13 protein-coding genes are annotated in these 14,695 nt (G+C 70.2%); 5 read left to right on the forward strand and 8 right to left on the reverse strand.

The features are described 5' to 3' along the window. Positions 1-83 precede the first annotated feature (83 nt). From tkt to pgl, 5 genes are read left to right on the forward strand one after another with little or no spacing between them, the layout of a single operon-like run. Positions 84-2,177: a transketolase gene (gene tkt / locus CP982_RS11285; RefSeq protein ID WP_150510393.1), complete on the forward strand. Its 2,094-nt coding sequence runs from the start codon at positions 84-86 to the stop codon at positions 2,175-2,177. 33 nt (positions 2,178-2,210) lie between these two features. Continuing rightward, positions 2,211-3,329 (forward strand): transaldolase, encoded by a 1,119-nt coding sequence (tal, locus tag CP982_RS11290; RefSeq protein ID WP_150510394.1) that lies wholly within the window; start codon positions 2,211-2,213, stop codon positions 3,327-3,329. A 4-nt stretch (positions 3,330-3,333) separates the two neighbouring features. Beyond that, a complete protein-coding gene (zwf, locus tag CP982_RS11295; RefSeq protein WP_150510395.1) occupies positions 3,334-4,866 on the forward strand; it encodes a glucose-6-phosphate dehydrogenase in 1,533 nt (510 codons plus the stop codon). Continuing rightward, positions 4,863-5,936: a glucose-6-phosphate dehydrogenase assembly protein OpcA gene (gene opcA / locus CP982_RS11300; protein WP_150510396.1), complete on the forward strand. Its 1,074-nt coding sequence runs from the start codon at positions 4,863-4,865 to the stop codon at positions 5,934-5,936. Before zwf ends, opcA begins: the two co-directional genes overlap by 4 nt. Next, positions 5,933-6,754, forward strand: coding sequence for a 6-phosphogluconolactonase (gene pgl, locus CP982_RS11305; RefSeq protein WP_150510397.1), 822 nt, complete (start codon positions 5,933-5,935; stop codon positions 6,752-6,754). Before opcA ends, pgl begins: the two co-directional genes overlap by 4 nt. A gap of 67 nt (positions 6,755-6,821) precedes the next feature. Here pgl and CP982_RS11310 read toward each other — a convergent pair whose 3' ends face one another. From CP982_RS11310 to gap, 8 genes are all read right to left on the reverse strand, one after another. Then, positions 6,822-7,079 (reverse strand): hypothetical protein, encoded by a 258-nt coding sequence (locus CP982_RS11310; RefSeq protein WP_150510398.1) that lies wholly within the window; start codon positions 7,077-7,079, stop codon positions 6,822-6,824. 206 nt (positions 7,080-7,285) lie between these two features. Then, entirely contained in the window at positions 7,286-8,938 is a 1,653-nt protein-coding gene (gene pgi / locus CP982_RS11315; RefSeq protein WP_150510399.1) for a glucose-6-phosphate isomerase, read from the reverse strand. Positions 8,939-9,009: 71 nt separating this feature from the next. After that, positions 9,010-10,272 (reverse strand): MFS transporter, encoded by a 1,263-nt coding sequence (locus CP982_RS11320; RefSeq protein ID WP_150510400.1) that lies wholly within the window; start codon positions 10,270-10,272, stop codon positions 9,010-9,012. A 177-nt stretch (positions 10,273-10,449) separates the two neighbouring features. Next, positions 10,450-10,785 (reverse strand): RNA polymerase-binding protein RbpA, encoded by a 336-nt coding sequence (locus CP982_RS11325; RefSeq protein ID WP_003957010.1) that lies wholly within the window; start codon positions 10,783-10,785, stop codon positions 10,450-10,452. 250 nt (positions 10,786-11,035) lie between these two features. After that, positions 11,036-11,266 (reverse strand): preprotein translocase subunit SecG, encoded by a 231-nt coding sequence (secG, locus tag CP982_RS11330; protein ID WP_030358806.1) that lies wholly within the window; start codon positions 11,264-11,266, stop codon positions 11,036-11,038. Between the two features lie 131 nt (positions 11,267-11,397). Next, positions 11,398-12,174 (reverse strand): triose-phosphate isomerase, encoded by a 777-nt coding sequence (tpiA, locus tag CP982_RS11335; RefSeq protein WP_150510401.1) that lies wholly within the window; start codon positions 12,172-12,174, stop codon positions 11,398-11,400. A 5-nt stretch (positions 12,175-12,179) separates the two neighbouring features. Then, positions 12,180-13,391, reverse strand: a complete 1,212-nt coding sequence (locus CP982_RS11340; RefSeq protein WP_150510402.1) for a phosphoglycerate kinase — start codon at positions 13,389-13,391, stop codon at positions 12,180-12,182. Positions 13,392-13,511: 120 nt separating this feature from the next. Beyond that, complete coding sequence (gene gap, locus CP982_RS11345; protein WP_150510403.1) at positions 13,512-14,519, reverse strand: type I glyceraldehyde-3-phosphate dehydrogenase; 1,008 nt, start codon at positions 14,517-14,519, stop codon at positions 13,512-13,514. Between the last annotated feature and the right edge of the window lie 176 nt (positions 14,520-14,695).

Below are 14,695 nucleotides of genomic sequence, written 5' to 3' on the forward strand. Positions count from 1 at the left end.
TTCTTACAGGGGTAGGCTCGACAGCGGCCGGTGCGATTCCTGCCACCGGCATTCGACATTGTGGAGAGGAGCCCTGACCCAGGGTGAGCATCAAGCCGACCACCACAGACCTCGAGTGGACCGATCTGGACCAGCGTGCCGTCGATACCGGCCGGGTCCTGGCCATGGATTCCGTACAGAAGGTCGGCAACGGCCATCCGGGTACGGCCATGAGCCTCGCGCCTGCCGCGTACACCCTCTTCCAGAAGGTGATGCGGCACGACCCGGCGGACGCCGACTGGACCGGCCGGGACCGATTCGTGCTCTCCGCGGGGCACTCCTCGCTGACCTTGTACGTCCAGCTCTACCTGGCCGGTTTCGGTCTTGAGCTGGATGACCTCAAGGCCTTCCGCACCTGGGGCTCGAAGACCCCGGGCCACCCGGAGTACGGCCACACGGTCGGCGTGGAGACCACCACGGGGCCGCTCGGCCAGGGTGTCGCGAACGCCGTGGGCATGGCGATGGCCGCGCGCTACGAGCGCGGTCTCTTCGACCCCGAGGCCGCCCCGGGCACCTCCCCGTTCGACCACTTCGTCTACGCCATCGCCGGTGACGGCTGCCTCCAGGAGGGCATCTCCGCCGAGGCGTCGTCGATGGCCGGGCACCAGAAGCTCGGCAATCTGATCCTGCTGTGGGACGACAACCACATCTCGATCGAGGGCGACACGGAGACCGCGGTCTCCGAGGACACCGAGAAGCGCTACGAGGCCTACGGCTGGCACGTCCAGCGCGTGGAGCCCAAGGAGAACGGCGACCTCGACCCCGCCGCGCTGTACGAGGCGATCCAGCGGGCCAAGGCCGTCACGGACAAGCCCTCGTTCATCGCCATGCGCTCGATCATCGCCTGGCCCGCGCCGCACGCGCAGAACACCGAGGCCGCGCACGGCTCGGCGCTCGGCGACGAGGAGGTCGCGGCCACCAAGCGCGTCCTCGGCTTCGACCCGGAGCAGAGCTTCGAGGTCGCCGACGAGGTCATCGCGCACACCCGCCAGGCCCTCGACCGGGGCGCCCAGGCCAAGGCCGAGTGGGAGAAGGGCTTCGCCGCCTGGCGCACCGCCAACGCCGAGCGGGCCGCCGAGTTCGACCGCGTCGCCGCGGGTGAGCTGCCCGCCGGCTGGCAGGAGAAGCTCCCGGTCTTCGAGGCGGGCAAGGGCGTCGCGACGCGTGCCGCCTCCGGCAAGGTGCTGCAGGCGCTCGGCGCGGTGATCCCCGAGCTGTGGGGCGGCTCCGCCGACCTGGCCGGCTCGAACAACACCACGATCGACAAGACGTCGTCGTTCCTGCCCGCGGACAACCCGCTGCCGGAGGCCGACCCGTACGGCCGCACGATCCACTACGGCATCCGCGAGCACTCCATGGCCGCGGAGATGAACGGCATCGCGCTGCACGGGAACACCCGTATCTACGGCGGTACGTTCCTGGTGTTCTCGGACTACATGCGCAACGCCGTGCGCCTGTCCGCGCTGATGCACCTGCCGGTGACGTACGTGTGGACGCACGACTCCATCGGCCTGGGCGAGGACGGCCCCACGCACCAGCCCGTCGAGCACCTGGCCTCGCTGCGTGCCATCCCGGGCCTGAACGTGGTCCGTCCCGCGGACGCCAACGAGACCGCGATCGCCTGGCGCGAGATCCTCACCCGCTGGACCAAGGAGTTCGGCAAGGGCGCCCCGCACGGCCTGGCGCTGACCCGTCAGGGCGTGCCGACGTACGACCGTGAGGTCACCGAGGGCGCGGCCAAGGGCGGCTACGTGCTGTTCGAGGCCGAGGGCGGCAGCCCCGAGGCCATCCTCATCGGCACCGGTTCCGAAGTGCAGCTCGCCGTCGAGGCGCGCGAGCAGCTGCAGGCCGCGGGCGTGCCCACGCGGGTCGTCTCGATGCCGTCGGTCGAGTGGTTCGAGGAGCAGGACCAGGGGTACCGCGACAGCGTGCTGCCGCCGTCCGTCAAGGCGCGCGTGGCCGTCGAGGCGGGCATCGGCCTGACCTGGCACAAGTACGTCGGTGACGCGGGCCGCATCGTTTCGCTGGAGCACTTCGGCGCTTCCGCGGACGGAAAGGTCCTCTTCCGCGAGTTCGGATTCACTGCCGACGCGGTCGCCGCGGCGGCACGGGAATCGATCGCGGCAGCCCAGCGCTGACGCCCCCATACGACCAGTAGGAGATGTAATTCCATGACAGACGCACTCAAGCGCCTCTCCGACGAAGGCGTCGCGATCTGGCTGGACGACCTGTCGCGCAAGCGGATCACGTCCGGCAACCTCGCCGAACTGATCGACCAGCAGCACGTCGTGGGCGTCACGACCAACCCGTCGATCTTCCAGAAGGCCATCTCGTCCGGTGACGGCTACGAGCAGCAGCTCGCCGACCTCGCCGCGCGCAAGGTGACCGTCGAGGAAGCGATCCGCATGATCACGACGGCGGACGTCCGCGACGCCGCCGACATCCTGCGTCCGGTCTTCGACGCCACGGGCGGCCAGGACGGCCGGGTGTCCATCGAGGTCGACCCGCGGCTCGCGCACCACACGGCGGCGACGATCGCCGAGGCGAAGCAGCTGGCGTGGCTGGTGGACCGGCCGAACACGCTGATCAAGATCCCCGCGACCAAGGCGGGCCTCCCGGCGATCACCGAGGTCATCGGCCTCGGCATCAGCGTCAACGTGACGCTGATCTTCTCGCTCGAGCGCTACCGCGAGGTCATGGACGCGTATCTGGCGGGCCTGGAGAAGGCCAAGGAGCGCGGCCTGGACCTGGAGAAGATCCACTCGGTGGCGTCGTTCTTCGTGTCCCGCGTGGACACCGAGATCGACCAGCGCATCGACGCCCTCGGCACCGACGAGGCCAAGGCGCAGCGCGGCAAGGCCGCCCTCGCCAACGCCCGGCTCGCGTACGAGGCGTACGAGGAGGTCTTCTCCTCGGACCGCTGGGTCGCGCTCGACAAGGCGCACGCCAACAAGCAGCGCCCGCTGTGGGCGTCGACGGGCGTCAAGGACAAGGCGTACAAGGACACGCTGTACGTCGACGACCTGGTCGCGCCCGGCACGGTGAACACCATGCCGGAGGCCACCCTGGAGGCCACCGCCGACCACGGCCAGATCACCGGCAACACCATCGCCGGGACGTACGAGCAGGCGCGCGCGGACATCGAGGCCGTCGAGAAGCTCGGCATCTCGTACGACGAGGTCGTGCAGCTCCTGGAGGACGAGGGCGTCGACAAGTTCGAGGCGTCCTGGAACGACCTGCTCAAGTCGACCGAGGCCGAGCTGAAGCGCCTCACCCCCTCGGAGGGCTGACACCTTGACCGCAGTTCATGGAGCCAATCCGCTTCGTGACGCCGCGGACCGACGGCTCCCGCGCATCGCGGGGCCGTCGGGCCTGGTCATCTTTGGCGTAACGGGCGATTTGTCCCGAAAAAAACTGATGCCCGCGGTGTACGACCTCGCCAACCGCGGCCTCCTGCCGCCGGGCTTCTCCCTGATCGGCTTCGCCCGCCGCGAGTGGCAGGACGAGGACTTCGCGCAGGAGGTGCACGACGCCGTCAAGGAGCACGCGCGCACCCCCTTCCGCGAGGAGGTCTGGCAGCAGCTCATCCAGGGCATGCGCTTCGTCCAGGGCAACTTCGACGACGACGACGCCTTCGAGCAGCTCAAGGCCACGATCCAGGACCTGGACAAGAAGCAGGGCACGGGCGGCAACTTCGCCTTCTACCTGTCGGTGCCGCCGAAGTTCTTCCCCCAGGTCGTCCAGCAGCTCAAGAAGCACGGCCTCGCGGACGCGCCCGAGGGCTCGTGGCGGCGCGCCGTCATCGAGAAGCCCTTCGGCCACGACCTGAAGTCGGCCCAGGAGCTGAACGCGATCGTCCACGAGGTGTTCGCCCCGGACCAGGTGTTCCGGATCGACCACTACCTGGGCAAGGAGACCGTCCAGAACATCCTGGCGCTCCGCTTCGCCAACCAGATGTTCGAGCCGATCTGGAACCGGTCGTACGTCGACCACGTGCAGATCACCATGGCCGAGGACATCGGCATCGGTGGCCGCGCGGGCTACTACGACGGCATCGGCGCCGCTCGTGACGTCATCCAGAACCACCTGCTCCAGCTCATGGCCCTGACCGCCATGGAGGAGCCCGCCTCCTTCGACGCGGACGCGCTGGTCGCCGAGAAGGCCAAGGTGCTCGGCGCCGTGCGCCTTCCGAAGGACCTGGGCCGCGACACCGTGCGCGGACAGTACTCGGCCGGGTGGCAGGGCGGCGAGAAGGCCGTCGGCTACCTCCAGGAAGACGGCATCGACGCCAAGTCGAAGACCGACACCTACGCCGCCGTCAAACTGTCGGTGGACAACCGCCGCTGGGCGGGCGTGCCGTTCTACCTGCGCACCGGCAAGCGCCTCGGCCGCCGCGTCACCGAGATCGCGGTCGTCTTCCAGCGCGCCCCGCACTCCCCCTTCGACCACACGGCGACGGAGGAGCTCGGGCAGAACGCCATCGTCATCCGCGTCCAGCCCGACGAGGGCATCACGGTCCGCTTCGGCTCCAAGGTGCCCGGCACGTCCATGGAGATCAGGGACGTGTCGATGGACTTCGCCTACGGCGAGTCCTTCACCGAGTCCAGCCCCGAGGCGTACGAGCGCCTGATCCTGGACGTCCTGCTCGGCGACGCCAACCTCTTCCCGCGCACGGAGGAGGTCGAGCTGTCCTGGAAGATCCTCGACCCGATCGAGGAGTACTGGGACGCCAACGGCAAGCCCGCGCAGTACCCGTCCGGCACCTGGGGCCCGGTCGAGGCGGACGAGATGCTCGCACGAGACGGACGGAGCTGGCGCCGGCCATGAAGATCGACCTTACGGACACCACGGCCAGCAAGATCAACAAGGCGCTCGTGCAGGGCCGCCGGGCGATCGGCACCCCGGCCGTGGGCATGGTCCTCACCCTCGTCATCGTCACCGACGAGGAGAACGCGTACGACGCCCTGAAGGCGGCCAGCGAGGCCTCGCGCGAGCACCCCTCGCGCACGCTGGTCGTCATCAAGCGCGTCTCGCGCTCGCCCCGGGACCGCACGTCATCGCGCCTGGACGCCGAGGTCCGCGTCGGCGCCGACGCGGGCACCGGCGAGACGGTGGTCCTGCGGCTGTACGGCGAGGTCGTCGACCACGCCCAGTCCGTGGTGCTCCCGCTGCTCCTGCCGGACGCCCCGACCGTCGTGTGGTGGCCGGTGAACGCTCCGCTCGACCCCGCCCAGGACCCCCTGGGCGCGCTGGCCCAGCGCCGGGTCACCGACACCTACGCCGCCGAGCGGCCCGTACAGGAGCTGACCGCTCGCGCCGAGGCGTACCACCCCGGTGACACCGATCTGTCCTGGACCCGGATCACGCCGTGGCGCTCCATGCTCGCGGCCGCCCTGGACCAGGTGACCTGCGAGGTCACCGCCGCCGAGGTGGAGGGCGAGGAGTTCAACCCGAGCGTCGAGCTGCTCGCGATGTGGCTCGCCGACCGGCTCTCCGTGCCGGTCAAGCGCAGCCTCTCCACGGGCCCCGGTCTGACCGGCGTGCGCATGGACACCAACTGCGGCCCGATCGTGCTCGACCGTGCGGACGGCGCGCTCGCCACGCTCTCCATCCAGGGGCAGCCGGACCGCGCGGTGGCGCTCAAGCGCCGCGAGACCTCCGAGCTGATCGCGGAGGAGCTGCGGCGCCTCGACCCGGACGACACGTACGCGTCGGCGCTGAAGTTCGGCGTGGACCGGCTCGGCGAGACCGCGCGGTCGACCGTCTCCGCGAAGGCCCCGGCGGAGCCGTCCGGTGCCGCCGCCCCTGCCGGGCAGGCCCCGGCGGGCGAAGCCCCCGCGCCGAAGAAGACGGCCTCCGCGAAGAAGGCCCCGTCGAAGAAGGCGGCCGCCAAGTGACCACCGCACCGCAGCTCGTCGTCCACCGCGACAAGGAGCTGATGGCCCAGGCCGCCGCGGCGCGCCTGATCACGAAGATCGTCGACGCGCAGGCCGCCCGCGGCTTCGCCTCGGTGGTCCTCACCGGCGGGCGCAACGGCAACGGCCTGCTCGCGGCGCTGAGTTCGGCCCCCGCGCGCGACGCGGTGGACTGGTCCCGGCTCGACCTGTGGTGGGGCGACGAGCGGTTCCTGCCGGAGGGCGACCCCGAGCGCAACTACACGCAGGCCCGCGAGGCCCTGCTCGACTCGGTGCCGCTCGACCCGGCGCGGGTGCACCCGATGCCCGCGTCGGACGGCCCGTACGGCGTGGGTGCCGACACGGACGGCGCGGACGCCGCCGCCGAGGCGTACGCGGCCGAGCTGGCCGCCGCGGCCGGGCCCGAGCACTATCAGTCGGCGGCCGCCGCGGGCGGTCGCGTGCCGACGTTCGACGTGCTCATGCTCGGCGTCGGCCCGGACACGCACGTGGCGTCACTCTTCCCCGAGCTGCCCGCGGTCCGCGAGACGGAGCGCACGGTGGTCGGCGTGCACGGCGCGCCGAAGCCGCCGCCCACCCGCATCTCGCTGACCCTTCCCGCGATCCGGTCCGCCCGCGAGGTGTGGCTGCTCGCGGCGGGCGAGGACAAGGCGAAGGCGGCGGCGATCGCGCTCTCCGGGGCCGGCGAGGTCCAGGCCCCCGCGGCGGGCGCCTACGGCCGCTCCCGCACGCTGTGGCTCCTGGACGCGGCAGCGGCGTCCCAGCTGCCGCGGGACCTGTATCCCCCGGCGTCTCCCTGACCGCACCGCACACGCCGACGGGCCCCGATCCTCCACCGGATCGGGGCCCGTCGGCGTACTACCACTCTCAGAAGCCGTCACAGACGGCCGTGGCGAAGACACCACTGGCCGTGGCGGTACGGGTGGTCCCGTCGGCCGTGACCCGGCAGTGGACTGTGCCGCCTGAAGCCGCGGTGGTGATGGCGAGCCTCCCGCCCTTGACGAAGCCCTTCGTCTTCAACTGCTTGCGCCACGGCGGGTCGACGTCGGTCACCTGGTTCTGCGACGCATGGCCGTCGCCGTACGTCGAGTACGTGATCGTGACGTCCTTCGCGTCACCGGTCACCTCGTACGTGACTGTGATCTCGCGCTCCGACTCCTCGGCTGGGGTGGCGGTACGGGTGCGGACCAGCCCTGCTGTCGCGTCATGTCCGCCATGCTTCAGCGGGGCCCGGGTCCCCGCAGTCCGGAGAGGGCTCCGATCGGCCATGCGGGTGAACGCGGACGTTGCCGGGCCTGGCCCGGCAACGTCCAGGAGGCGCCCCGCCGGGCTCAACGCCCGCGCAGCTCCCGGTACTTCGCGACCAGGGCCTTCGTGGACGGGTCCAGGCCGGGTACGTCGGCGCCCTCGGTCAGGGCGGGTTCGACGCGCTTGGCGAGGACCTTGCCGAGTTCGACGCCCCACTGGTCGAAGGAGTCGATGTTCCAGATCGCGCCCTGGACGAACACCTTGTGCTCGTAGAGCGCGATGAGCTGGCCCAGGACCGAGGGCGTCAGCGCGCGGGCCAGGACCGTCGTCGTCGGGTGGTTGCCCCGGAACGTCTTGTGCGGCACCAGCTCCTCCGGCACCCCCTCCGCGCGCACCTCCTCCGGCGTCTTGCCGAAGGCCAGGGCCTGCGTCTGGGCGAAGAAGTTGGCCATCAGCAGGTCGTGCTGGGCGACCAGGCCCGGCCGCAGATCGGTGACCGGCTCGGCGAAGCCGATGAAGTCGGCCGGGATGAGCTTGGTGCCCTGGTGGATGAGCTGGTAGTACGCGTGCTGGCCGTTGGTCCCCGGCGTGCCCCACACCACCGGACCGGTCTGCCACTCCACCGCACGGCCGTCCCGGTCCACCGACTTGCCGTTGGACTCCATGTCCAGCTGCTGGAGATACGCCGTGAACTTCGACAGGTAATGCGAGTACGGCAGCACCGCGTGCGCCTGCGCGTCATGGAAATTGCCGTACCAGACCCCCAGCAGACCGAGCAGCAACGGCACATTCGCCTCCGCCGGCGCCGTACGGAAGTGCTCATCGACCAGCCGGAACCCGCCGAGCATCTCCCCGAAGGCATCCGAACCGATCGCGATCATCAACGACAGACCAATGGCCGAGTCGAACGAGTACCGACCACCGACCCAGTCCCAGAACTCGAACATGTTCGCCGTGTCGATACCGAAGTCCGCGACCTTCTCGGCATTCGTCGACAGGGCCACGAAGTGCTTGGCGACCGCGCTCTGGTCGGCACGCAGCTCGGTCAGGAGCCAGTCCCGCGCGGACGTGGCGTTGGTGATCGTCTCGATGGTCGTGAACGTCTTGGAGGCGATGATGAACAGCGTCTCCGCCGCGTCCAGGTCCCGCACCGCCTCGTGCAGATCGGCACCGTCCACGTTCGACACGAAGCGGACCGTCAGATCGCGGTCGGTGTAGGCACGCAGCGCCTCATGGGCCATGGCGGGGCCGAGGTCGGAGCCGCCGATGCCGACGTTGACCACGTTCTTGATGCGCCGGCCGGTGTGCCCCGTCCACTCACCCGTACGGACCCGCTCCGCGAACGCCGCCATCTTGTCGAGCACCGCGTGGACCTTCGGCACGACGTTCTCACCATCGACCTCGATCACCGCGTCGGCGGGCGCACGCAGCGCGGTGTGCAGCACCGCACGCCCCTCCGTCGTATTGATCTTCTCGCCCCGGAACATCGCGTCCCGCAGCCCGAACACGTCCGTCGCCGCGGCGAGGTCCCGCAGGAGCGCGAGGGTCTCGTCGGTCACCAGGTGCTTGGAGTAGTCGACGTGCAGATCGCCGACCTGGAGGGTGTACGCGGTGCCGCGCGCGGGGTCGGCGTCGAACAGCTCCCTCAGCCGCACCTCCCCCAGCTGCTCCCGGTGCTTGACCAGGGCCGTCCACTCGGCCGTCTGGTTGAGCCTGGTGCGGCCAACTGCGTTCATCTGTACTTCAGCCCTCTCTCGTACAACCTGAGTACCGTGCGTACGCCCCACTGCCCTCCCAACCTAGTTGATCAGCGTGCGGTTTGAGCCGTCTGCCCGCTGTCGGCCGACTTGAGAACAGGGGTGAGCACGGCGACCGAGAGCGCGAACAGGGCGGCCGCGAGCAGCATCGGCGCACTGGGCCCCCGGAGCGCGGCCACGGCCCCGCCGAGCATCGCCCCGAGCGGCGCCCCCGCGAGGGCCAGGGTCCGGAACGCCGCGCTGATGCGCCCGAGCACGGCGACGGGCACCCGCTCCTGCATCAAGGTGTGGGTGCTCACGTTCCACACCATCCCCATGGCGCCGAACAGGGCCATGCTCGCGGTCAGGGCCGTGATGTCGCGGACCGTGCCCATGGCCACGAGCGCGGCGATCTGGGCCGTCCCGGCGGCGAGCACGCCGCGGACCCGCCCGAGCCGCCGCGCGAGGCGCCCGGCGAGCGCCCCGCCCACGAGGCTCCCGGCCGCGTACGCGGTCATGGCCGCCGCGTACCCGCCGCTGCCGGCGTGCAGCCAGTCGGTGACGAGGACGACGAGGGTGGCGAGGAGCGCGCCTATGCCGACGTTGCCCACGGCGGTGGCCGCGCACAGCCCCCGCAGCACCCGGTCCCCCGCCAGGGCCCGCAGGCCGTGCGCGATGTCGGACCGCAGGGTGGCCCCGGCGGGTCTGGGCGGATGCGCGGGCGCGGGCGTGCGCAGGGAGGCCACGAGCGCGGCCGCCACCAGATACGTCACCGCGTCCACCGCGTACGGCAGGCCGGGGCCCGCGGCGATCAGGAAGGGCACCACGGGCGCGGCGAGGAGGCCGCCGACGAGCTGCTGCCCGGTCAGCAGCCGGGCGTTCGCACTGCCCAGGGCGGAGCGGTCCACGAGGGCGGGCAGCAGGGCCGTGGCGGCGTTGTCGAACAGCGTCTGGAACGTCGTGAGCACCAGGGCGAGCGCGATGAGCAGGCCGATGGAGGCGTGGCCGAGCGCCACGGCGAGGGCGAAGACCCCGACGAGCACACCGCGCGCCACGTCCACCCGCCACATGGCGCGCCGCTGGTCCACGCGGTCGGCGACGGCGCCGCCGAGCAGCCCGAAGACGAGCCACGGCAGATAGCCGCAGGCGGTCACGGAGGCTATGAGCAGCGGATCGTCGGTGAGCGACGCGGCGAGCAGCGGCAGGGCCGCCTTGCGCAGCGAGTCGCCGAAGCTGGAGAGCACGGCGGCGCTCCACAGCCTCCCGAATCCCCCGCGCCAGGCGAGGCTCCGCGCGCCGTCGACGTCGGCCTGCGCGGTCTCCGCAGCCTTCACAACTCCCCCCGTCCACCGCGTGGTTCACGATCACGCACCACGGTAGGGGGCACCACTGACAACGGCCGACGGAACACACGCTGACCTGCGCGTTCCGCACCGACGGCGGGCTGCGGCGGGGCGACGCCGAAACGGATCCGGCCGGGCACCTCACGGTGCCCGGCCGGTTCTCAACTTCTAGATCTCGCCCCGCAGTTTGGCCAGCGCCTCGGCGAGGATCGCCTCGCCGTCCGCGTCGCTGCGTCGCTCGCGCACATACGCGAGGTGGGTCTTGTACGGCTCGGTGCGCGGCGGGTCCGGGGGGTTGTCCCGGTCCTGACCTGCCGGAAAGCCGCAGCGGGGGCAGTCCCATGTGTCGGGGACCTGCGCGTCGCTGGCGAAGCTGGGCTGCGTCTCGTGCCCGTTGGAGCACCAGAAGGAGATGCGCAGTCGCGGCGCGGACTCACCGCGCTCGGCCTCGCCCATCGGCCCCGCCCCGACCCGACTGCCTCGGATCGCGTTGCCACTTGCCACGGTCGTAACTCCCTGCGTGATGGTGCTGCCTGTTCGAACGGCGGCTGCGCCGCGGGGTCGACTGCCGGCTCCGCTGCGGGCGCCTCAGTCTACGTAAGGCCCAACGCGCGTCCAGTGTTGGGAGTTACACCCCACCCCGACACGCAAGCCCCATGATAGGCCGCGCGCGCGGGCGCGTACGGAACATGGGGCTATGAGCGGGACTTCAGGGCGTGGCCGCGATCATGTGGCAAGCGGCCCGTTCCTGTTGTCAGTTGTTGACCTTCATCAGGATGCCGAGCACGACAATGCTGGCGAACCAGAGCAGACCGACCACGACGGTGATGCGGTCCAGGTTGCGCTCGGCGACCGAGGAGCCACCGACCGACGACTGCATTCCGCCACCGAACATGTCGGAAAGGCCGCCGCCCTTGCCCTTGTGCATCAGCACCAGCAGCATCAGCAGCAGGCTGAAGACGATCAGGGCGATCGAGAACCCCATAACCACGGCTGGACCAACTTCCTCGGATCTGAATCGACGACGGGGGCCGAAGCTTACTCCGCGAGCGATTTCCGCTCACATTTCAAGCCCCGACCCCCGCAAGGGTACGTCGTAACGGCGTTAGCGCATACTCACTGCTCGGTGAAGCGAACGATCTTGACGAACTCGTCCGTGTCCAGGCTCGCGCCGCCCACCAGGGCACCGTCGATGTCGGGCTTCGCCATGATCTCGGCGACGTTGCCGGACTTCACGGAGCCGCCGTACTGGATGCGGACCCGGTCCGCGAGCTCCTGCGTGTACAGCTCGGCGAGCTTGCCGCGGATGGCCGCGCAGACCTGCTGCGCGTCGTCGGCGCCGCAGACCTTGCCGGTGCCGATGGCCCAGACGGGCTCGTACGCGATCACGATCGACTCGGCCTGCTCGGCCGGGACGTCCTTGAGGCCGCCCTCGACCTGGGCGAGCGTGTGCGCGACGGCGTTGCCCGCCTCACGGACCTCCAGCTCCTCGCCGACGCACAGGATCGGCGTGATGCCGTGCTTGAAGGCCGCCTTCACCTTGGCGTTGCAGACCTCGTCGGTCTCCTTGTGGTACTGCCGGCGCTCGGAGTGGCCGACGGCCACGTACGTGCACTTCAGCTTCGAGAGCATCGGGCCCGAGATCTCACCGGTGTACGCGCCGGAGTCGTGCGCCGAGATGTCCTGGGCGCCGTACTTGATCTTGAGCTTGTCGCCGTCGACCAGGGTCTGCACGGAGCGCAGATCGGTGAACGGCGGCAGGACGGCGACCTCGACGGTCTCGTAGTCCTTGTCGGCGAGCGCGAACGCGAGCTTCTGGACGTGCGCGATGGCCTCGAGGTGGTTGAGGTTCATCTTCCAGTTGCCCGCCATCAGCGGCGTGCGCGTGCTCATCAGGGTCAGTCCTCCAGTGCGGCGAGGCCGGGGAGCGTCTTGCCCTCGAGGTATTCGAGGGACGCGCCGCCGCCGGTCGAAATGTGGCCGAATGCCTTCTCGTCGAAGCCCAGCTGGCGCACGGCGGCGGCGGAGTCGCCACCGCCGACGACCGTGAAGGCCGGGGAGTCGAGGAGGGCCTGGGCGACCGCCTTGGTGCCCTCGGCGTAATCGGGGTGCTCGAAGACGCCCATGGGGCCGTTCCAGAAGACGGTGGCCGCGTCGGCGAGCTTCGAGGCGTAGAGCTTACGGGTCTCCGGGCCGATGTCGAGGCCCTCCTGGTCCGCCGGGATGGCGTCGGCTGCGACCGTGGTGGGGTGGGCCGGAGCCTTGGTCTTCAGGTCGGGGAAGTCCGCCGAGACCAGGACGTCGACGGGGAGCACGAACTCCACGCCGCGCTCCTCGGCACGCTTCAGATAGCCCTTGACCGCCGGGATCTGGTCCTCCTGGAGGAGGGAGATGCCGACCTCGTGGCCCTGGGCCTTGAGGAAGGTGTAGGCCATGCCGCCGCCGATGAGGATGCGGTCGGCCCGCTCCAGGAGGTGGTCGATGACACCGAGCTTGTCGGAGACCTTGGCGCCGCCGAGGACGACCGCGTACGGCCGCTTGACGTCGGCGGTGAGCTTCTTCAGGACGCCGACCTCGGTGGCGATCAGGTAGCCCGCGTAGTGCGGCAGCTTGCCCGGCAGGTCGAAGACGGAGGCGTGCTTGCGGTGCACGGCGCCGAAGCCGTCGCCCACGTAGACGTCGGCCAGCTCGGCGAGCTGCGCCGCGAAGGCGCCGCGCTCGGCGTCGTCCTTGCTGGTCTCGCCCGCGTTGAAGCGCAGGTTCTCCACGACCGCGACCTGGCCGTCGGCCAGGTCCGCGACGGCGGCCTTGGCGGAGTCGCCGACCGTGTCGGTGGCGAACCGTACGTCCGCGCCCAGGAGTTCACCGAGACGGGTGGCGGCCGGGGCCAGCGAGAAGGCAGGGTCCGGGGCGCCCTTGGGGCGGCCCAGGTGCGAGGCGACGACCACGCGGGCACCCGCGTCGGCGAGGGCCTTGACGGTGGGCACGACGGCGCGGATGCGGCCGTCGTCGGTGATCGTGGTGCCGTCGAGGGGCACGTTCAGGTCCGCGCGGACGAAGACCCGCTTGCCCGCGACACCGCCGGCGAGCAGTTCATCGATCGTCTTCATAGAGAGGGACTCCTTGAGAAGGGGCTCCGGAGAGGGCTTTGACATGCTGCAGGGTCCGGACGTTAACGGTCCGGACCCTGCTGCTCACATCGGGGTGCCTGCTCTAAGCGCGCTCGCGCCTCAGAGCTGACCGCCGACGAAGACCGTGAGGTCGACGAGGCGGTTGGAGTAGCCCCACTCGTTGTCGTACCAGCCGAGGATCTTCACCGAGTTGCCCTCCTGGACCATGGTCAGGGAGGAGTCGAAGGTGCAGGAGGCCGGGTCGCTGACGATGTCCGAGGACACGATCGGGTCCTCGGTGTAGTACAGGATGCCCTTGAGCTCGCCGTCCGCGGCCTTCTTGAACGCGGCGTTGACCTCGTCCTTGGTGACCTCGCGCTGCAGCTCGACGACCAGGTCGGTGGCGGAGCCGGTGGGGACCGGGACGCGCATGGCGATGCCGTCCAGCTTGCCCTTGAGCTGCGGCAGGACCAGGGCGGTGGCCTTGGCGGCACCGGTGGTGGTCGGGATGATGTTCTCGGCGGCGGCGCGGGCGCGGCGCAGGTCCGAGTGCGGGAAGTCCAGGATGCGCTGGTCGTTCGTGTACGCGTGCACGGTGGTCATCAGGCCGCGGACGATGCCGAAGTTCTCGTCCAGGACCTTCGCCATCGGCGCCACACAGTTGGTGGTGCAGGAGGCGTTGGAGATGACGTGGTGGTTGGCCGCGTCGTACTTGTCCTGGTTGACGCCCATCACGATGGTGATGTCCTCGTTCTTGGCCGGGGCCGAGATGAGGACCTTCTTGGCGCCACCGGCGAGGTGCTTGGCGGCGTCCTCGCGCTTGGTGAAGATGCCGGTGGACTCGATCACGATGTCGACGCCCAGCTCGCCCCACGGAATGTCGGCGGGGTTGCGCTCGGACAGCACCTTGATGGTGTGGCCGTCGACGGTGATGGTGTCCTCGGTGTGGGACACCTCGGCCTTGAGGCGGCCGAGGATGGTGTCGTACTTCAGCAGGTGTGCGGTGGTCGCGGTGTCACCCAGGTCGTTGACAGCCACGATCTCGATGTCCGCACCCTGCTCAAGGAGCGCGCGGAAGTAGTTACGACCGATGCGGCCAAAGCCGTTGATGCCTACGCGGATCGTCACGAACCGATCTCCTCGTTGGTACGCCGGTCTGAGACGCCGGCGAGTTGTATTGGGATGTCCCCGACCGCCTCCGACCCTACCTCTCCGAAGGCCTCCGGGTGACATCGAGAGGACCCCTCGAAGGCAATACCGTCCGGTAGTGAGAAGCACCACGCTCACCATGCCGCTCACCCGTT

This window comes from Streptomyces spectabilis, from assembly GCF_008704795.1.
Taxonomy (GTDB): domain Bacteria; phylum Actinomycetota; class Actinomycetes; order Streptomycetales; family Streptomycetaceae; genus Streptomyces; species Streptomyces spectabilis.

Excerpts from the sequence above, each read along its gene's own strand:
- pgi (WP_150510399.1), bottom strand. The coding sequence starts at position 8,938 with ATGAACGCAGTTGGCCGCACCAGGCTCAACCAGACGGCCGAGTGGACG.
- secG (WP_030358806.1), bottom strand. The coding sequence starts at position 11,266 with ATGGGGTTCTCGATCGCCCTGATCGTCTTCAGCCTGCTGCTGATGCTG.
- tpiA (WP_150510401.1), bottom strand. The coding sequence starts at position 12,174 with ATGAGCACGCGCACGCCGCTGATGGCGGGCAACTGGAAGATGAACCTC.
- tal (WP_150510394.1), top strand. The coding sequence starts at position 2,211 with ATGACAGACGCACTCAAGCGCCTCTCCGACGAAGGCGTCGCGATCTGG.
- CP982_RS11340 (WP_150510402.1), bottom strand. The coding sequence starts at position 13,391 with ATGAAGACGATCGATGAACTGCTCGCCGGCGGTGTCGCGGGCAAGCGG.
- opcA (WP_150510396.1), top strand. The coding sequence starts at position 4,863 with ATGAAGATCGACCTTACGGACACCACGGCCAGCAAGATCAACAAGGCG.